The following is a 17,274-nucleotide window of genomic DNA, read 5'->3' as shown; positions in this document are numbered from 1 at the left end:
AGCAAGCACTTGCTTGGTACGCTAGCACAGTGACTCGCGCGCAAGCATGCCCCCCGTTTGAAGAAGTCATGAACTTGGGGCTGGCCGGGCGGGTGGTTCTCGTCACCGGCGGCGTTCGCGGGGTGGGTGCCGGCATCAGCGCGGTTTTCGCCGCTCAGGGCGCCACCGTTATCACCTGCGCGCGCCGGCCCGTCGAGGGATCGCCCTATGAGTTCCACCCCTGCGACGTCCGCGACGACGACGCCGTCAAAGAATTGATCGACACCGTCGCGGACCGGCACGGCAGTCTCGACGTCGTTGTCAACAACGCCGGGGGATCACCGTACGTGCTGACGGCGGAATCCAGCGCGAAGTTCAACCGCAAGATCATCGAGCTCAATTTGATTGGTGCGCTGTCGGTTTCGCAGCACGCCAACGACAAGATGCAGGCCCAGCAGCGCGGCGGGTCGATCATCAACATCTGCAGCCTGTCCGGCCGGCGGCCCTCCCCGGGTACCGGCGCCTACGGGGCGGCCAAGGCGGGCCTGGAAAGCCTCACCCAGACCTTGGCGGTCGAATGGGGACCCAAGGTCCGGGTGAACGCCTGCGTGGTCGGCATGGTGGAGACCGAGCAGTCGGAGCTGTTCTACGGTGACGTGGAATCGATCGCGGCGATCTCGAAGAATGTGCCGTTGGGCCGTCTGGCCAAACCCGAGGACGTCGGTTGGGCCGCAGCGTTTTTGGCCTCGGATGCGGCCTCCTACATCAGCGGGGCCTCGTTAGAGGTGCACGGCGGCGGTGAGCCGCCGCACTATCTGTCCACAACGACCGCCAGCGCGGTCAAGTAGAGGAGACAAGGACTATGGGAGTGGTTGACGGCCGCGTCGTCATCGTCACCGGAGCGGGCGGCGGTATCGGTCGCGCGCATGCGCTGGCCTTCGCCGCCGAAGGCGCGCGCGTGGTGGTGAACGACATCGGGGTGGGCCTGGACGGTTCACCGGCGGGCGGCGGCAGCGCCGCCCAGGGCGTCGTCGACGAGATCACCGCCGCCGGTGGCGAAGCCGTCGCCAACGGTTCCAATGTCGCCGACTGGGACCAGGCGGCCGCCCTGATCCAGACCGCCGTCGAAACCTTCGGCGGCCTGGACGTTTTGGTGAACAACGCCGGCATCGTGCGGGACAGGATGATGGCCAACACGAGCGAGGACGAGTTCGACGCCGTCGTCGCCGTGCACCTCAAGGGTCACTTCGCCACGATGCGGCACGCCGCGTCGTATTGGCGTGGGCTGTCCAAAGAGGGCAAAACCGTTGACGCCCGGATCATCAACACCAGCTCGGGCGCCGGCCTGCAGGGCAGCGTCGGGCAGGGTAACTACAGCGCCGCCAAGGCAGGCATCGCGGCGATGACGCTCGTCGGCGCGGCGGAGATGGGTCGCTACGGCGTCACCGTCAACGCCATCGCGCCCTCGGCGCGTACCCGCATGACCGAGACCGTGTTCGCGGAGATGATGTCCACCCAGGACCAGGATTTCGACGCGATGGCCCCGGAAAACATTTCTCCGCTGGTGGTTTGGCTGGGCAGCGCCGAATCACGCGACGTGACCGGCAAGGTGTTCGAGGTCGAGGGCGGCAAGATCCGGGTCGCCGAGGGGTGGGCGCACGGGCCGGAGATCGACAAGGGGGCGCAGTGGGACCCCGCGGAGCTGGGGCGCGTCGTCGCCGACTTGCTCGCCAAGGCGCGCCCGCCGGTTCCGGTCTACGGCGCCTGACGCGATCCCTGCGCCGAACGTGCACTCACGGCGATGATTTCGCCGATTTCTCGCCGTCAATGCACGTTCGCCGAGGGGGTTCGCACACGACGAGCGGGATGATCCGGTCGGCGGCTTCGCGGTACTTGCGGTATGGCGGGTACATCCGCGTCAGCGGCGGCCAATAGCGTTCGCGCTCAGCGTCGGTCGCGTCGCGCGCGACCAGGTCCAGGCGCTGGGCGCGGATCTGCAACTGCACGTCGGGGTTCTCTTTGAGGTTGAGATACCACAGCGGATCCCGGTCACGCCCGCCGAAGGACGCGGGCAGGATCACCCGCTCGCCGTCGCGCAGGTACAGCGTGGCAGTGGTTCGCGGCTCGTCGGACTTGCGTCCGGTGGTGGTCAACAACGCAGCGGGGAGCCGCAGCAGCTTGGCGCCGATCTTGCCGTTGGTTCGCCGGTACACCCAGATGTGGGCGCGCGCGAAATACTTGAGCAGCAGGGCAATCGGGCGCGAGTTGCGAATCCAGCGGCGGTCGGACATGGTGCCCAGATGATTCCCCGCCCGGGCGAAATGAAACTTAGGGATCGCAGATGACGATCGGGATGACCCGGTCGGTCCAGGCCCGGTAGTCGTCGAACGAGGGATACATGACGTCCAGCTTCGGCCAGTACTCGGCGCGTTCCGCTTCGGTGGCATCGCGCGCCTGCAGCTGCAGCACCTCGTCCTTGATCTGCACGGAGACTCCTGGATCGGCCTTGAGGTTGAGATACCACTGCGGGTGTTTGTCGCTGCCGCCCTTGGAGGCGACCAGGATCACGCGGTTCCCCTCGCGCAGGTAGAGCAGCGGGCTGACCCGCGGTTCGCCGCTCTTGCGGCCCGTGGTGGTGAGCAGTGCGACCGGAGCCTTCTGGAAGGTGTTGCCGAATCTTCCGTTGCTGCGCTGGTAGATCCACGCGTTGCCCTTGGCCATCCATTTAATGATGAAGCTGACCCAGGGCGAGTTCAGTGCGCGTGGCTTCGGTTTCGGCATGGCGGTCCTCAACGGCTTTGAATAAAGGGTTGGAAGCGAACCTTGATGTGGTGGATTTCGGCCTTCCCGCTTGGGCTTTCGGCCGGAATCATGAACGTCTCGTCGACGTGCGCGGCCAGGCGACGGCCGCCGAACGCCGCCTTGGTCAGCACCTGGTATCTCGCGCGCACCCGGTCGCCGTCGATGCGGTAGTCGGGCGGCGTGGTGTCCGCGAGCAACCGGTACTGGGGCCCGCGATTGAGGCTGCGCCGCAAATGATTTCCGGAGAAACCGTTCTTGATGCCCTGCTCGATGCGGGTACAGCCGCGCGCGAACGGAACGGAGTCACCGTCATGGTTGACCAATGCGTCGATGTAGGCCTGCGCCGCGGCGATGCGGTTCTCTTCGGAGACGAGCAACGGGAAACTAGATGCGCTCGATGATGGTGCCGGTCGACAGGGCGCCGCCCGCACACATCGTGATCAGCGCGGTGGTCTGGTCGGTGCGCTCGAGTTCGTGCAGGGCGGTGGTGATCAGCCGGCTGCCGGTCGAGCCCACCGGGTGGCCCAGCGCGATGGCGCCGCCATTGACGTTGACCCTGGCCATGTCCGGCTCATGCACCCGCGCCCACGACAGCACCACCGAGGCGAACGCCTCGTTGATCTCGACGAGGTCGATGTCACCCATCTTCATGCCGGCCTTCTCCAGCACCTTGGCCGTCGACTGCACCGGTCCGTCGAGGTGGTAGTAAGGCTCGGCGCCGACCAACGCCTGGCTGATGATGCGGGCCCGTGGCCGCAGCCCGAGGGCCTTGGCCTTGTCCTCGTCCATCCACAGCACGGCCGCCGCGCCGTCGGAGATCTGCGACGACGTTCCCGCCGTGTGGATTCCGCCTTCGAGGACGGGCTTCAGCGCGCTCAGCCCCGACAGCGTCGTCTCGCGCAGCCCCTGGTCGCGGGAGATGGTGACGCGCTCCGACGTCGGCTGCTTGTTCTCGTCGAGCGCCGGGGCCTCGATCGGGGAGATCTCGCGGTCGAACCGGCCCTCGTCCCAGGCCTGCTTGGCCTTGGCCTGGGAGTTGAAGCCGAACTCGTCGATCTCCTCGCGGGTGATGCCGCGCCGCTTGGCGATCCGCTCCGCGGCGGTGAACTGGTCGGGCAGGTCGATGTCCCACGACGCGGGCCGCAGGATGCTGCGGTCGGGACCGGCGTTGGCGCCGAGTCCGACGCGGCTCATGGCCTCGATTCCGCACGCGATACCGATGTCGATGGCGCCGGCGGCGATCAGACCGGCGACCAGGCCGTTGGCCTGCTGGCCGCTGCCGCACTGGCAGTCCACGGTCATGGCGCCGACGTGGTCCGGTAGCCCGGCGACGAGCCAGCTAACCCGGCTGATGTTGTTGGACTGCTCGCCGAACTGCGTGACGCAGCCGCCGATGACCTGTTCGACGTCGCCCGCGTCGATGCCGGCCTTCTCGACCAGTGCCTTTTGCACCGCACCGAGCAGCTCGGTGGCGTGGAGTCCTGAGAGCCATCCGTTGCGCTTGCCGATCGGGCTGCGGGTGGCTTCGACGATTACCGGGTTACCCATTCCGTCAGGCTAGAACACGTTTCATTAGTCTGACAAGCGAGGATAGTGACCTGCCTTTTATCTGCGCAGGAGCCGTGTTTTACTGGCACTAGAACACGTTGCAATTGAGGAGCGCAGACGCATGGCACCCCCCAACATTCCCGCCGACTTCGACTTTCTTGACCCCGACGTCAACCTCGCAGGCTTGCCCGTCGAGGAACTGGCCTGGCTGCGCAAGGCGGAGCCGATCCACTGGGTCGACATCCCGAACGGTGCGGGCGGGTTCGAGGACCACGGATACTGGCTCGTCACCAAGCACGCAGACGTCAAGGACGTGTCGAAGCGTAGCGAAGTCTTTTCAAGCTGGATGAACGGCGCTATCCCGACGTGGCCGCCGGAGATGAAGCGGGAGCAGGTCGAGCTGCAGCGCAGCGTCATGCTCAACATGGACGCACCTCACCACACCCGGCTGCGCAAGATCATCTCCCGCGGGTTCACGCCACGGGCCATCGGACGGCTGGAAGCCGAACTGGACCAGCGCGCCCAGAACATTGCCAAGACCGCGGCGGCCGAGGGAAGCGGCGACTTCGTCGAGCAGGTGTCGTGCGAGCTGCCGCTGCAGGCCATCGCGGGGCTGCTCGGTGTTCCCCAGGAAGATCGCGACAAGCTTTTCCGGTGGTCTAACGAGATGACCGGGGGCACCGATCCCGAGTACGCCCACGTCGATCCCGCGCAGTCCTCGATGGAGCTGATCACCTACGCGATGGCGATGGCCGAGGAGCGCGGCAAGAATCCCACCGACGACATCGTCACCACGCTCATCGAAGCCGACATCGACGGAGAGAAGCTCTCCGACGACGAATTCGGTTTCTTCGTGGTCATGCTCGCGGTGGCGGGCAACGAGACCACGCGCAACTCCATCACCCACGGCATGATCGCGATGGCGAACAACCCCGAGCAGTGGGAGCTCTTCAAGAAGGAGCGCCCGGTGACCGCCGCGGACGAAATCATCCGTTGGGCCACTCCGGTCTCGGCCTTCCAGCGCACCGCCAACGAGGACACCGAGCTGGCCGGTGTGCAGATCAAGAAGGGCCAGCGGGTCGTCATGTCCTACCGCTCGGCCAATTTCGACGAAGAGGTCTTCGAAGACCCGCACACCTTCAACATCCTGCGCGACCCGAATCCTCATGTCGGTTTCGGCGGCACCGGTGCCCACTACTGCATCGGCGCGAACCTGGCCCGCATGACGATCAACCTGATCTTCAACGCCGTGGCCGATCACATGCCGGACCTGAAGCCGATTTCGGAGCCCGAGCGGCTGCGATCGGGCTGGCTCAACGGGATCAAGCACTGGCAGGTCGACTACACCGGCGAATCCACGGTGACGTCCTGATGGATTTCGACCTCACCGCGACGCAACAGGCGGTCGCCGACGTCGTGACGTCGGTGTTCGAGCGTGAATTGAGTTGGGACGCTTTGGTCAACGGAGGTGTGACGGCCCTCGCGGTGCCCGAGCGCCTCGGCGGCGACGGGGTGGGATTGCCCGAGGTCGCCACCGTGTTGACGGAGATCGGACGCCACGGCGCCATCACCCCTGCCCTGGCCACCCTGGGTTTCGGCGTGGTCCCGCTGCTTGACCTGGCCTCCGAGGAGCAGCAGGACCGGTACCTTTCGGGTGTCGCCAAGGGCGCCGTGCTGACCGCGGCGCTCAACGAGCCGGGCGCCGCGTTGCCGGACCGGCCGTCGACCACGTTCGCCAACGGGCGCCTGTCGGGCACCAAGGTCGGGGTCGGCTATGCGGGACAAGCGGATTGGATGATCGTCACCGCCGACAGTGCGGTGGTCGTGGTGTCGCCGAAGGCCGGTGGTGTCGAGGTGATCAAAACCCCGACCTCGAACGACTCCGACGAGTACACGGTCACATTCGCCGATGTGGCCGTCGACGACTCCGATGTCCTGGCGGGCGCGACGGCTCCCCGGGTCAACCAACTGGTGCTGGCCGCCATCGGCGCCTACGCCGACGGGCTGGTGGCCGGGGCGTTGCGCCTGACCGCCGACTACGTGGCCAACCGCAAGCAGTTCGGCAAGCCGCTGTCGACCTTCCAGACCGTGGCCGCCCAGCTCGCCGAGGTCTACATCGCCTCGCGCACCATCGATTTGGTGGCCAAGTCGGTGGCCTGGCGGCTGTCAGAGGGCCGGGACACCGTCGACGATCTGGATGTCCTCGGCTACTGGGTCACCTCGCAGGCGCCGCCGGTGATGCAGATCTGCCATCACCTGCACGGCGGGATGGGAATGGACATCACCTATCCGATGCACCGGTACTACTCCACGATCAAGGACCTGTCCCGGTTGCTGGGCGGTCCTTCTCATCGTCTCGATCTGGTGGGAGCGCAATGTTCATAGACCTGACCCCGGAACAGCGCCAGCTGCAAGCGGAACTGCGGGAATACTTTTCCAACCTGATCTCGTCCGACGAGATGAAGGCGATGGAGCAGGACCGTCACAACGAGGCCTACCGCGCGGTGATCCGGCGGATGGGCTCCGACGGCAAGCTCGGCGTCGGGTGGCCAAAGGAGTTCGGCGGCTTGGGCTTCGGGCCGATCGAGCAGTCGATCTTCGTCAACGAGGCACACCGGGCCGACGTGCCGCTGCCCGCGGTGACGCTGCAGACCGTCGGCCCGGTTCTGCAGCAGTTCGGCAGCGATGAGCAGAAGAAGAAGTTCCTGCCGGCCATCCTGGCGGGCGAGGTGCACTTCGCGATCGGCTACACCGAGCCCGAGGCGGGCACCGACCTGGCCTCGCTTCGGACCACCGCCGTGCGCCACGGCGACGAGTACATCGTGAACGGGCAGAAGATCTTCACCACCGGGGCCCACGACGCGGACTACATCTGGCTGGCCTGCCGCACCGACCCGGAAGCTGTGAAGCACAAGGGCATTTCGATACTGATCGTCGACACCAAGGATCCCGGCTACTCCTGGACGCCGATCATCCTGTCCGACGGCGCCCACCACACCAACGCCACCTACTACAACGACGTACGGGTGCCCGCCGACATGCTGGTCGGCGAGGAGAACGGCGGCTGGCGGCTGATCACCACCCAGCTCAACAACGAACGGGTCATGCTCGGCCCCGCGGGCCGCACCGCCGGCATCTACGACCGGGTGCACGCCTGGGCGTCCAAGCCGGGCAGCGACGGCGTCACGCCCATCGACCACCAGGACGTCAAGCGGGCGCTCGGTGAGATCCACGCGATGTGGCGGATCAACGAGCTGCTCAACTGGCAGGTCGCCGCAGCGGGCGAGGACATCAACGTGGCCGACGCCGCATCGACGAAAGTCTTTGGTACCGAGCGCATCCAATACATCGGCCGGCTCGCCGAAGAGATCGTCGGCAGGTACGGCAACCCCGCCGACTCGGACACCGCCGACCTGCTCAACTGGCTGGACTCCCAGACCAAGCGCAACCTGGTCATCACCTTCGGCGGGGGCGTGAACGAAGTGATGCGCGAGATGATCGCCGCCGCCGGACTCAAAGTGCCACGGGTGCCTCGATGACCGATATCAAAGAAGCGGTCGCGGAAATCACCGCCACCGTCGTGGCTAAGCCGCGGGTCGCCCGCGATCCGGTGAACCAGCCGACGATCAACAACTGGGTCGAGGCGCTCGGCGATGCCAACCCGATCTACGTCGACGAGGCCGCCGCCAAGGCGGCCGGTCATCCCGGAATCGTCGCGCCGCCGGCCATGATTCAGGTGTGGACCATGTTCGGGCTGGGGGGCGAACGCCCCACCGACGACCCCATGGGTCCGATCATGCAACTGTTCGACGAGGCCGGCTATATCGGTGTGGTCGCGACCAACTGCGAGCAGACCTACCACCGTTATCTACGTCCCGGTGAGCAGGTCACTGTCCACTCCGAGATGCGCGACGTCGTCGGCCCCAAGCAGACCGGGCTCGGCGAGGGCTGGTTCATCAACCAGCACATCACCTGGCGGGTCGGTGACGAGGATGTCGCCGAAATGGCCTGGCGCATCCTGAAGTTCAGGCCCCGCGAGGATGGCGGCGCCACCGGCTCCGTCCCGCAGGACCTGGACGCAGACGCGATGATGCGTCCCGCGGTGTCGCGCGACACCGTGTTCTTCTGGGAGGGCGTCAAAGCGCACGAGCTGCGCATCCAGCGACTCGCCGACGGCTCCCTGCAACACCCGCCGGTGCCCGCGGTGTGGCAGGACAAGGCCGAGCCCATCGACTACGCCGTGGCCAGCGGCCGCGGCAGCGTGTTCAGCTTCGTGGTGCACCACGCGCCGAAGGTGCCCGGTCGCACACTGCCGTTCGTGATCGCGCTGATCGAATTGGAAGAGGGCGTTCGGATGCTCGGCGAGCTTCGCAACGTCGACCATGCCGAGATCAAGATCGGGATGCCGGTTCGCGCAACCTACATCGACTTCCCGGCCGGTGAATCCGGCCCGGAGTGGAGCCTTTACGCCTGGGAGCCTGACGCATGAGCGCACCCGCTGTTGAAGTGGGCACCACCCTGCCCGAACTCAAGCTGCACGGTACGCCGACATTCATCATCTCAACGGCCCTGGCCACCAGGGACTTCCAGGACGTGCACCATGACCGGGACCTGGCGCAGGCCAAAGGTTCCAAGGACATCTTCGTCAACATCCTCACCGACACCGGCCTGGTGCAGCGCTACGTCACCGACTGGGCCGGCCCGACGGCGCTGATCAAATCGATCGGGCTGCGGCTCGGTGTGCCGTGGTACGCCTACGACACCGTCACCTTCTCCGGCGAGGTGACCGCCATCGACGACGGTCTGATCACGCTGAAGGTGTTCGGCCGCAACAGCCTTGGCGATCACGTCATCGCGAACGTGACGCTCACGATCGGGGGTTCGTAGATGTTGTCGGGTAAGGCCGCGATTGTCGGCATCGGCGCCACCGACTTCTCCAAGGACTCCGGTCGCAGCGAGCTGCGCCTGGCGGCCGAGGCGGTTTTGGATGCGCTGGATGACGCGGGGTTGAGCCCGTCGGACGTCGACGGGCTGACCACGTTCACGATGGACACCAATAACGAGACCGCCGTCGCGCGTGCGGCCGGCATCGGTGACCTGAAGTTCTTCTCGCAGATCGGGTACGGCGGCGGCGCCGCATGCGCGACCGTTCAGCAGGCGGCGATCGCCGTGGCCGCCGGGGTGGCCGACGTCGTCGTCGCGTACCGGGCGTTCAACGAGCGCTCGGGCATGCGGTTCGGTCAGGTGCAGACCCGGCTGGTGGGAAACGCCGGCGTGCAGGCTGATTCGACGGCGGCGGACAACTCCTTTTCCTACCCGCACGGGCTTTCCACGCCGGCCGCACAGGTCGCCATGATCGCCCAGCGCTACATGCATCTGTCCGGCGCAACCAGCCGGGACTTCGGTGCGATCTCGGTGGCCGACCGCAAACACGCGGCCAAGAACCCCAAGGCGTACTTCTACGAGAAGCCGATAACCATTGAGGACCACCAGAATTCGCGGTGGATCGCCGAGCCGCTGCGGCTACTGGACTGCTGCCAGGAGACCGACGGCGCGGTCGCGATCGTCGTGACGTCACCGGAGCGCGCGAAGGACCTCAAGCAGCGACCGGCGATCATCGAGGCTGCGGCACAGGGTTCCAGCCCCGACCAATACACGATGGTCAGCTACTACCGGCCCGAGCTCGGCCTGCCCGAGATGGGTGTCGTCGGCCAGCAGTTGTGGGCGCAGGCGGGACTGAAGCCCACCGACATCCAGACCGCGGTGCTGTACGACCACTTCACTCCGTTCACGCTGATTCAGCTGGAGGAGTTGGGATTCTGCGGTCGCGGTGAGGCCAAGGACTTCATCGCCGACGGCGCGATCGAGATCGGCGGCCGACTTCCGATCAATACCCATGGGGGTCAACTCGGTGAGGCCTACATCCACGGCATGAACGGCATCGCCGAGGGTGTACGGCAACTGCGGGGCACCTCGGTGAACCCGGTGCCCGACGTCGAGCACGTACTCGTCACCGCGGGCACGGGCGTGCCCACCTCGGGCCTCATCCTCGGCCAGGGCTAACCGGCGAGGGGTCTCGCCGGCGCCGCGCCCGGCGCTACCGAGTGTGAAGTTAGTTTCACGCTCGGACTCGAGGGTGAAACTAACTTCACACTCGACGGTTGAAGTGACGCTGCGGCTGACTCGTGCAACGCTGCCGTCGTGGGTGAGCCGTTTCTTGGCAGTGAGGCCGTTGCTCGAGGCGCGTTGACCAGAGGCCGGCTGAGCGCGGGCTATACCCGGCTATTCCGAGATGTGTACGTTAGCCGCGATACAGACGTCACCGCAGCGCTACGCGCGAGGGCGGGTTGGCTGTGGACCGGACGTCAAGGCGTGGTCGCCGGGTTCTCCGCTGCGGCGCTGCACGGGAGCAAATGGGTAGACGGCATGACTGTGGTGGACCTCATTCACGACAACCGCCATTACCAGGCCGGGATCAGAGCTCATGGAGACCGGATCGAGGAAGACGAAATCACCGTCATAGGAGGGATCTCGGTGACCTCGGCGGCCAGAACTGCCCTGGACCTCGGCTGTTGGTATTCGATCAGCGCTGCGGTCGCCGGTATCGACGCATTGGCGCGCGCTACGCAAATCAAGGCGGTCGACGTCGAGCCGCTTGCGGATAGGTACCCGGGCCGGCGAGGCATCGTGCGGGCAAGAGAAGCCATAGCGCTCTTCGACAGCGGGGCACAGTCCCCGAAAGAGTCTTGGCTGCGAATTGTGTTGATCCAGGCTGGATTACCGCCACCACAGACGCAGATCCAAATCGCCGACGACTTGGGCGAGGTGGTGGCTTATCTCGATATGGGCTGGGAGGAACTGAAAGTTGCTGTCGAGTACGACGGTGATCATCATCGAACCGATCAGCGTCAGTTTGGGTGGGACATTCGTCGCGCAGAAATGCTGCAGCGACGCGGTTGGATAGTCATAAGAGTGGTCGCCGGCGACCGGCCGGCCGACATCATTCGTCGAGTGCGCGCAGCACGTGCCGGTCGATCGTGAAGTTAGCTTCACACTCGGGACCGAACGTGAACGTAAATTCACGCTCGGGGCGAGAGGGTCACGCGCGGCGACAGAAAGCCCCTAGGCCGGGACCAGCTCGACGCCGGAGAGCACGACGGCGTTGTCGCGCGACGGCGCGACAACGCTGGCCAAGAAGCGGCCGTTGTCTTTCCAGATGCCGACCTTAAGTGTTTCGCCGGGGAATGCCACGCCGGCGAAACGCGCACCGTAGGCGGCCACCGCGGCGGTGTCACCGTCGAGCAGCGAGTCGGTGATCGCCTTGCAGGTCATGCCGTAGGTGCACAGCCCGTGCAGGATGGGCTGTGAAAAGCCTGCGGCCGCCGCGAATTCGGGATCGGAGTGCAGCGGGTTGCGGTCGCCGCACAGCCGGTAGAGCAACGCCTGCTGCGGGAGGATCGGCACGTCGACCTCGAGGTCGGGGGCCCGGTCCGGCGCGGCGTCGCCCCCGGATGGGCCCCGCTCACCACCGAAGCCGCCTTCGCCGCGCGCGAAGATGGACCGTCGCTGCGTCCACAACAGCGTGCCGTCCGGCGCGGTCACCGTCGTCTCGCTCCAGATGACGGCGGCCTTGCCCTTGTCCCAGATGTCCGTGAACCGGGTGACGGCCTTGGCCGAGCCCGACGGCGGCAGCGGCCCGGGCACCTCGACCCGCTCGCTGGCGTGCAGCACCTTGCCTAGCTCGATATCGATACCCGGGAACTGCACGGTCGGCGGCTTCGTGGCGTGGAAGGTGGCGGCCACATTGCCGAACGTCGGCAGCACCTGCGGGGTGTCGTCGACCAGGTAGCGCAGCTCCCGCGGATCCATCGGGTCCGCGCCCGCGCCCAGTCCGAGGTGGTAGAGCTGCACGTCGCTGCTGGCCCAAGAGAATTCGATGGGATCCAGCTCGGCATTCAGCGCGACGTCGACGTCGATGGGCATTTCAGCTCTCCTCCGCAATGTGCAAAGCCGCCAGGTAGCCGAAGGTCATGGCCGGGCCGATGGTGCCACCCGGACCGGGGTACGTGTGGCCCATCACCGGGGCACTGACATTGCCAGCGGCGTAAAGGCCTTCGATGATACTGCCGTCGTCGCGCAGCGCCCGCCCGTGGACGTCGGTGCGGACGCCGCCCTTGGTGCCCAGGTCGCCGGGCACCATCTTGGCGGCGTAGTACGGAGCGTGGCTGATCTCGCCGAGATTCGGGTTCGGCTTGTTGGTCGGGTCGCCGTAGTACTTGTCGTAGGCGCTCTCGCCGCGCTGGTAATCCGCGTCGACGCCGGAGCGCGCGAAACCGTTGAAACGTTCCACGGTCGCCGTGAATTCATCGACCGGCAGGCCGGCCTTCGAAGCCAGCTCCGCCAGCGTGTCGGCCGTGATGATGACGCCCGATTCCAGCCACTTGCGCGGAATGCGTTGCCCGGGTTGCAATCCCGCGAAGATGTAGCGGTCCCGGTACTGCTGGTCGAAGACCAGCCATGCGGGAATGTTCTCGCCCGGCCCGGGCCCCTGCCCGTATTCGCCGCCGTACATGTGATGGCAGGCTTCGACGTAGGGCATCGACTCGTTCATGAACCGCTTGCCGGACATGTTGACGATGATCGATCCCGGCGAGTTGCGCTCCGACAGCGCGAACCACGGCGCACCCACCAGCGGGACGGTCGGGCCCCACCAGGCGTCTTCCATCAATTCCAGTCCGGCGCCCAGCTTTTCGGCGGCCACGATGCCGTCGCCGGTGTTCGCCACCGCGCCCACCGTCCATTCGGTGGTGATGGGCGCGCGCTGGTATTTCACCCGCATCTGTTCGTTGTGCTCGAACCCACCCGACGCCAGGATCACCCCGCGTCGGGCGCGGATCAGCCGGGGCTCACCCGACTCGGCATCACCGGCGCCGCGCACATAGACCCCGCGCACCACACCGTCTTCGACGTACAGGTCGGTGAGAGCAGTGTTGAGCACCACCGGCACACCCGTCCGCTGCAACCCGATACGCAGCGGCCCGATCAGCGCCCGGCCCATGCCGACGAGGTTCTTGCCGGTCGCTTTGGCCCACATCGTGCGGGCGCCGACCTTCAGGCTGCGCAGCACGCCGCGCGGGTGACGCTTCAGCTGGTTCAACCGCACGTAATCCTGTTGCATCACCACGACATTGAGCGGAACTTTGCCGTACGCGGGCTCCAAGCCCGACTCGTCGGCGCCGAGCTTGCGGGCGTTGAACGGCTTCGGCTCGATCGACCGGCCTTCCGCGCGCCCGCCCGGCGACTCGGGATAGTAGTCGGAATACCGCGGCACCCAGCACATCTTCAGCGGGGTGTGCTTGAGCACGAACGACAACATCTCGGGCCCGCGCTCGAGGTAGGTGTCGATGCGTTCCGGCTCGACGACGCTGCCGACGATCCCGTGCAGATAGGTGCGGGCCGCTTCGGTGGTGTCCTTGACCCCGTCACGCTTGAGCACTTCGTTATTTGGGATCCAAACGCCGCCGCCCGACCGTGCGGTCGAGCCGCCGAAGTGCGGGGCCTTTTCGATGACTATGGTGGAAAGACCCCGGTGAGCGGCGGTAAGGGCGGCCACCATGCCGGCCCCGCCGCTCCCGACCACGACGACGTCGTACTCCTGCGCTGACATGTAGAACACGTTATAGAATTGCCCGGGGCGGCCGCTACTGGCCCGGGTCGACCGTACGAGGAGACGTAGAAAAATGCTCAGTGTTGCTACCCGCGACGAGCTGGCTGCCGAGTTGGCGCAGGCGGAGCGGAGCGGTGAGCCGATCGCCCCGTTGACCGCCGCCTATCCGGACATCGACGTGGTCGATGCGTATGAGATTCAGCTGATCAATATCCGGCAGCGGGTTGCCGAGGGGGCCCGGGTGTTGGGTCACAAGGTGGGGCTGTCGTCGTTGGCGATCCAGCAGATGATGGGTGTCGACGAGCCGGACTACGGGCATTTGCTCGATGAGATGCAGTTGTTCGAAGACACCCCGGTCAAGGCGAATCGCTACCTGTATCCGCGGGTGGAGGTCGAGGTCGGTTTCGTGTTGAACGCCGACCTGCCGGGCGCGGGGTGCACCGAGGACGACGTGCTGGCGGCGACCGAGGCGCTGGTGCCGTCCATCGAGTTGATCGACACCCGCATCACCGACTGGAAGATCGAGCTGTGCGACACCATCGCCGACAACGCCTCGTCGGCCGGTTTCGTGCTGGGCGAGGCCCGGGTCTCCCCCCGCGACATCGACGTCAAGGGGATCGACGCGGTGCTGCGCTGCAACGGAGAGGTCGTCGCGCAGGGCCGCACCGACGCGGTTTTGGGCAATCCCGTCACCGCGGTGGCCTGGCTGGCCCGCAAGGTCGACGGCTTCGGTGTGCGATTGCGCAAGGGTGATGTGGTGCTGCCCGGCTCGTGCACGAAAGCCATCGACGCGCACCCCGGCGACGACTTCGTCGCCGACTTCGCGGGCCTCGGTTCGGTGCGTCTATCGTTCGAATAGGCTCGAATTAAATCGACTAACTTAAATCTCAGCAGTTCGAAAAGGGGCATCATGCCGTCGAAGGCGAGTGTGGCCATTGTCGGGTCGGGCAATATCAGCACTGACCTGTTGTATAAGTTGTTGCGGTCGGAGTGGCTGGAGCCGCGCTGGATGGTGGGCATCGACCCCGACAGCGAGGGTTTGGCGCGGGCCCGCAAGTTGGGTTTGGAGACCACCCACGAGGGGGTGGACTGGTTGTTGGCCCAGTCGGACAAGCCCGATCTGGTGTTCGAGGCGACCAGCGCCTACGTGCACCGCGACGCCGCCCCCAAGTACGAGGCCGCCGGCATTCGGGCCATCGATTTGACGCCGGCCGCGGTGGGTCCGGCGGTGATCCCGCCGGCCAACCTGCGCCAGCATCTGGATGCACCCAATGTCAACATGATCACCTGCGGTGGGCAGGCCACCATCCCGATCGTCTACGCGGTCTCGCGCGCGGTGGCCGACCTCGGTGGTGTGCCCTATGCCGAGATCGTGGCCTCGGTGGCCTCGCTGTCGGCGGGCCCGGGCACTCGGGCCAACATCGACGAGTTCACCAAGACCACAAGTAAGGGCGTGGAGACCATCGGTGGGGCCAAACGCGGTAAGGCGATCATCATCTTGAACCCGGCCGACCCGCCGATGATCATGCGCGACACCATCTTTTGCGCGATCCCCGAAGACGCCGACCGCGACGCGATCGCCGCCTCGATCCACGACGTGGTCACCGAGGTGCAAACCTACGTGCCCGGTTACCGGCTGCTCAACGACCCCCAATTCGACGACCCATCGATCAACTCCGGCGGCCAGGCCCTGGTCACCACGTTCGTCGAAGTCGAGGGCGCCGGCGATTACCTGCCCCCCTATGCGGGCAACCTGGACATCATGACCGCCGCGGCGACCAAGGTCGGCGAGGAGATCGCCAAAGAGAGCCTGGCGGCGACGGCCGGAGGAGGCCAATCATGAGTGACATCTTCTTCAACCCGGTCTGGGATGTCCGGATGACCGACACCTCGCTGCGCGACGGCTCACACCACAAGCGTCATCAGTTCACCAAGGACGAAGTCGGCGCGATCGTGGCCGCCCTGGACGCCGCGGGTGTGCCCGTCATCGAGGTCACCCACGGCGACGGACTGGGTGGATCGAGCTTTAACTACGGGTTCTCCAAGACCCCCGAACAAGAGCTGATCAAGCTCGCCGCCCAGACCGCCAAGGAGGCCAAGATCGCCTTTTTGATGCTGCCCGGGGTGGGCACCAAGGAAGACATCAAAGAGGCCCAGAACAACGGCGGGGAGATCTGCCGGATCGCCACGCACTGCACCGAGGCCGACGTCTCGATCCAGCACTTCGGCCTGGCCCGCGAACTCGGCCTAGAAACCGTCGGCTTTTTGATGATGAGCCACACCATCTCCCCGGAAAAGCTAGCCGCCCAGGCCCGCATCATGGCCGACGCGGGCTGCCAATGCGTCTACGTGGTCGACTCCGCGGGCGCCCTGGTGCTCGAAGGCGTGCGCGACCGGGTCGCCGCGTTGGTCGCTGAACTCGGCGACGACGCCCAGGTCGGCTTCCACGGCCACGAAAACCTCGGTCTGGGGGTGGCCAACAGTGTGGAGGCCGTGCGCGCGGGCGCCAAGCAGATCGACGGATCCTGTCGGCGCTTTGGCGCCGGGGCAGGCAACGCCCCCGTCGAGGCCCTGATCGGGGTGTTCGACAAGATCGGCGTCAAAACCGGCATCGACTTCTTCGACATCGCCGACGCCGCCGAAGACGTCGTCGCCCCCGCCATGCCCACCGAATGCCTACTCGACCGCAACGCCCTGATCATGGGCTACTCCGGGGTCTACTCCAGCTTCCTCAAACACGCCATCCGCCAGGGCGAACGCTACGGCGTCCCCCCACACGAACTACTGCACCGCGCCGGCCAACGCAAACTCATCGGCGGCCAAGAAGACCAACTCATCGACATCGCGCTGGAAATCAAGCGTGAGCAAGAAAGCGGCGCCGCCGCCACGCGTTGACCTGCCGCTTTGGCGACGGCGCGCACAGGCTACGCAAAGGTAGCGCGCGTAGCCTGGTGGGCATGAGCACATCCAAGACAGTCGGCACTCGTGGTCGCGGACTCTTCGGCCTGCTCGCCGGGGGGCTCCTGACTGCGACCGCTGCGATGGTGATCGCGGTGCCTTTGGCGGGCACAGCCGCCGCGGAATGCGATCAGGACGTGGGTAGTTCCATCGACGCGTACCTGCAGCGCCATCCCGACCTCCACCAGCAGCTGCAGGACAAGTCACGCGGCGAGGGCGGTAACGGCAGCGTGATCGACTACCTGAACCGGCATCCCGACGTGCGGCAGCACCTGATCGAGCTGTCCCACGCCTGCCCGCCGTAGCGAACCTGCCTCGTC

19 protein-coding genes are annotated in these 17,274 nt (G+C 66.1%); 13 read left to right on the top strand and 6 right to left on the bottom strand.

Features of this window, described 5'->3' with window-relative positions:
• Positions 1 to 68 precede the first annotated feature (68 nt).
• On the top strand, positions 69 to 827 hold the full coding sequence (locus ACZ50Z_RS17815) for an SDR family oxidoreductase (RefSeq protein WP_464484728.1): 759 nt from the start codon (positions 69 to 71) through the stop codon (positions 825 to 827).
• Positions 828 to 841: 14 nt separating this feature from the next.
• Complete coding sequence (locus ACZ50Z_RS17810) at positions 842 to 1,747, top strand: SDR family oxidoreductase (RefSeq protein ID WP_464484727.1); 906 nt, start codon at positions 842 to 844, stop codon at positions 1,745 to 1,747.
• A gap of 25 nt (positions 1,748 to 1,772) precedes the next feature.
• On the opposite strand, the gene ACZ50Z_RS17805 is transcribed toward ACZ50Z_RS17810, so the two are convergent.
• From ACZ50Z_RS17805 to ACZ50Z_RS17790, 4 genes are read right to left on the bottom strand one after another with little or no spacing between them, the layout of a single operon-like run.
• Positions 1,773 to 2,270, bottom strand: a complete 498-nt coding sequence (locus tag ACZ50Z_RS17805; RefSeq protein WP_464484726.1) for a nitroreductase family deazaflavin-dependent oxidoreductase — start codon at positions 2,268 to 2,270, stop codon at positions 1,773 to 1,775.
• Positions 2,271 to 2,307: 37 nt separating this feature from the next.
• A complete protein-coding gene (locus ACZ50Z_RS17800) occupies positions 2,308 to 2,760 on the bottom strand; it encodes a nitroreductase family deazaflavin-dependent oxidoreductase (RefSeq protein WP_464484725.1) in 453 nt (150 codons plus the stop codon).
• Between the two features lie 8 nt (positions 2,761 to 2,768).
• Positions 2,769 to 3,158, bottom strand: a complete 390-nt coding sequence (locus ACZ50Z_RS17795) for a DUF8021 domain-containing protein (RefSeq protein ID WP_464484724.1) — start codon at positions 3,156 to 3,158, stop codon at positions 2,769 to 2,771.
• Between the two features lie 7 nt (positions 3,159 to 3,165).
• Positions 3,166 to 4,329, bottom strand: a complete 1,164-nt coding sequence (locus ACZ50Z_RS17790) for a steroid 3-ketoacyl-CoA thiolase (RefSeq protein ID WP_464484723.1) — start codon at positions 4,327 to 4,329, stop codon at positions 3,166 to 3,168.
• 121 nt (positions 4,330 to 4,450) lie between these two features.
• Here ACZ50Z_RS17790 and ACZ50Z_RS17785 point away from each other — a divergent pair, with 121 nt between their 5' ends.
• The 7 genes from ACZ50Z_RS17785 (at position 4,451) to ACZ50Z_RS17755 (ending at position 11,370) form a co-directional block, all read left to right on the top strand.
• Positions 4,451 to 5,701, top strand: a complete 1,251-nt coding sequence (locus ACZ50Z_RS17785; protein ID WP_464484722.1) for a cytochrome P450 — start codon at positions 4,451 to 4,453, stop codon at positions 5,699 to 5,701.
• Positions 5,701 to 6,714 (top strand): acyl-CoA dehydrogenase family protein, encoded by a 1,014-nt coding sequence (locus ACZ50Z_RS17780; protein ID WP_464484721.1) that lies wholly within the window; start codon positions 5,701 to 5,703, stop codon positions 6,712 to 6,714. Before ACZ50Z_RS17785 ends, ACZ50Z_RS17780 begins: the two co-directional genes overlap by 1 nt.
• Positions 6,705 to 7,868, top strand: coding sequence for an acyl-CoA dehydrogenase FadE29 (gene fadE29 / locus ACZ50Z_RS17775; RefSeq protein WP_464484720.1), 1,164 nt, complete (start codon positions 6,705 to 6,707; stop codon positions 7,866 to 7,868). Before ACZ50Z_RS17780 ends, fadE29 begins: the two co-directional genes overlap by 10 nt.
• Positions 7,865 to 8,818 carry a bifunctional MaoC family dehydratase N-terminal/OB-fold nucleic acid binding domain-containing protein gene (locus ACZ50Z_RS17770; RefSeq protein ID WP_464484719.1) on the top strand — a complete coding sequence of 318 codons (954 nt, stop codon included), beginning with the start codon at positions 7,865 to 7,867 and terminating at the stop codon, positions 8,816 to 8,818. The genes fadE29 and ACZ50Z_RS17770 overlap by 4 nt, the downstream gene beginning before the upstream one ends.
• Complete coding sequence (locus tag ACZ50Z_RS17765; protein WP_464484718.1) at positions 8,815 to 9,216, top strand: MaoC family dehydratase; 402 nt, start codon at positions 8,815 to 8,817, stop codon at positions 9,214 to 9,216. The genes ACZ50Z_RS17770 and ACZ50Z_RS17765 overlap by 4 nt, the downstream gene beginning before the upstream one ends.
• A complete protein-coding gene (locus ACZ50Z_RS17760) occupies positions 9,217 to 10,392 on the top strand; it encodes a lipid-transfer protein (RefSeq protein WP_464484717.1) in 1,176 nt (391 codons plus the stop codon). It abuts the gene before it with no gap.
• Between the two features lie 138 nt (positions 10,393 to 10,530).
• On the top strand, positions 10,531 to 11,370 hold the full coding sequence (locus tag ACZ50Z_RS17755; protein ID WP_464484716.1) for a hypothetical protein: 840 nt from the start codon (positions 10,531 to 10,533) through the stop codon (positions 11,368 to 11,370).
• An 81-nt stretch (positions 11,371 to 11,451) separates the two neighbouring features.
• Here ACZ50Z_RS17755 and ACZ50Z_RS17750 read toward each other — a convergent pair whose 3' ends face one another.
• Together ACZ50Z_RS17750 and kstD are read right to left on the bottom strand one after the other, a co-directional pair.
• Positions 11,452 to 12,312, bottom strand: coding sequence for a MaoC family dehydratase (locus tag ACZ50Z_RS17750; RefSeq protein WP_464484715.1), 861 nt, complete (start codon positions 12,310 to 12,312; stop codon positions 11,452 to 11,454).
• A gap of 1 nt (position 12,313) precedes the next feature.
• A complete protein-coding gene (gene kstD / locus ACZ50Z_RS17745; protein ID WP_464484714.1) occupies positions 12,314 to 13,996 on the bottom strand; it encodes a 3-oxosteroid 1-dehydrogenase in 1,683 nt (560 codons plus the stop codon).
• Between the two features lie 73 nt (positions 13,997 to 14,069).
• Here kstD and ACZ50Z_RS17740 point away from each other — a divergent pair, with 73 nt between their 5' ends.
• From ACZ50Z_RS17740 to ACZ50Z_RS17725, 4 genes are all read left to right on the top strand, one after another.
• Positions 14,070 to 14,855 carry a 2-keto-4-pentenoate hydratase gene (locus ACZ50Z_RS17740; RefSeq protein ID WP_464484713.1) on the top strand — a complete coding sequence of 262 codons (786 nt, stop codon included), beginning with the start codon at positions 14,070 to 14,072 and terminating at the stop codon, positions 14,853 to 14,855.
• Positions 14,856 to 14,906: 51 nt separating this feature from the next.
• Positions 14,907 to 15,839: an acetaldehyde dehydrogenase (acetylating) gene (locus ACZ50Z_RS17735; RefSeq protein WP_464484712.1), complete on the top strand. Its 933-nt coding sequence runs from the start codon at positions 14,907 to 14,909 to the stop codon at positions 15,837 to 15,839.
• Positions 15,836 to 16,891 carry a 4-hydroxy-2-oxovalerate aldolase gene (dmpG, locus tag ACZ50Z_RS17730; protein WP_464484711.1) on the top strand — a complete coding sequence of 352 codons (1,056 nt, stop codon included), beginning with the start codon at positions 15,836 to 15,838 and terminating at the stop codon, positions 16,889 to 16,891. The genes ACZ50Z_RS17735 and dmpG overlap by 4 nt, the downstream gene beginning before the upstream one ends.
• A gap of 62 nt (positions 16,892 to 16,953) precedes the next feature.
• A complete protein-coding gene (locus tag ACZ50Z_RS17725; protein WP_464484710.1) occupies positions 16,954 to 17,259 on the top strand; it encodes a hypothetical protein in 306 nt (101 codons plus the stop codon).
• The last annotated feature ends 15 nt before the right edge of the window (positions 17,260 to 17,274 follow it).

The sequence above is a fragment of the Mycobacterium sp. NTMscope_MAC_269 genome (assembly GCF_976985695.1).
This window is presented reverse-complemented; position numbering and strand designations above follow the sequence as displayed.

Bases quoted from the DNA above. Each gene is read 5' to 3' on its own strand.
- ACZ50Z_RS17815 (WP_464484728.1), top strand. From the start codon at position 69: ATGAACTTGGGGCTGGCCGGGCGGGTGGTTCTCGTCACCGGCGGCGTT.
- ACZ50Z_RS17810 (WP_464484727.1), top strand. From the start codon at position 842: ATGGGAGTGGTTGACGGCCGCGTCGTCATCGTCACCGGAGCGGGCGGC.
- ACZ50Z_RS17805 (WP_464484726.1), bottom strand. From the start codon at position 2,270: ATGTCCGACCGCCGCTGGATTCGCAACTCGCGCCCGATTGCCCTGCTG.
- ACZ50Z_RS17800 (WP_464484725.1), bottom strand. From the start codon at position 2,760: ATGCCGAAACCGAAGCCACGCGCACTGAACTCGCCCTGGGTCAGCTTC.
- ACZ50Z_RS17790 (WP_464484723.1), bottom strand. From the start codon at position 4,329: ATGGGTAACCCGGTAATCGTCGAAGCCACCCGCAGCCCGATCGGCAAG.
- ACZ50Z_RS17785 (WP_464484722.1), top strand. From the start codon at position 4,451: ATGGCACCCCCCAACATTCCCGCCGACTTCGACTTTCTTGACCCCGAC.
- ACZ50Z_RS17780 (WP_464484721.1), top strand. From the start codon at position 5,701: ATGGATTTCGACCTCACCGCGACGCAACAGGCGGTCGCCGACGTCGTG.
- fadE29 (WP_464484720.1), top strand. From the start codon at position 6,705: ATGTTCATAGACCTGACCCCGGAACAGCGCCAGCTGCAAGCGGAACTG.
- ACZ50Z_RS17770 (WP_464484719.1), top strand. From the start codon at position 7,865: ATGACCGATATCAAAGAAGCGGTCGCGGAAATCACCGCCACCGTCGTG.
- ACZ50Z_RS17765 (WP_464484718.1), top strand. From the start codon at position 8,815: ATGAGCGCACCCGCTGTTGAAGTGGGCACCACCCTGCCCGAACTCAAG.
- ACZ50Z_RS17760 (WP_464484717.1), top strand. From the start codon at position 9,217: ATGTTGTCGGGTAAGGCCGCGATTGTCGGCATCGGCGCCACCGACTTC.
- ACZ50Z_RS17750 (WP_464484715.1), bottom strand. From the start codon at position 12,312: ATGCCCATCGACGTCGACGTCGCGCTGAATGCCGAGCTGGATCCCATC.
- kstD (WP_464484714.1), bottom strand. From the start codon at position 13,996: ATGTCAGCGCAGGAGTACGACGTCGTCGTGGTCGGGAGCGGCGGGGCC.
- ACZ50Z_RS17740 (WP_464484713.1), top strand. From the start codon at position 14,070: ATGCTCAGTGTTGCTACCCGCGACGAGCTGGCTGCCGAGTTGGCGCAG.
- ACZ50Z_RS17735 (WP_464484712.1), top strand. From the start codon at position 14,907: ATGCCGTCGAAGGCGAGTGTGGCCATTGTCGGGTCGGGCAATATCAGC.
- dmpG (WP_464484711.1), top strand. From the start codon at position 15,836: ATGAGTGACATCTTCTTCAACCCGGTCTGGGATGTCCGGATGACCGAC.
- ACZ50Z_RS17725 (WP_464484710.1), top strand. From the start codon at position 16,954: ATGAGCACATCCAAGACAGTCGGCACTCGTGGTCGCGGACTCTTCGGC.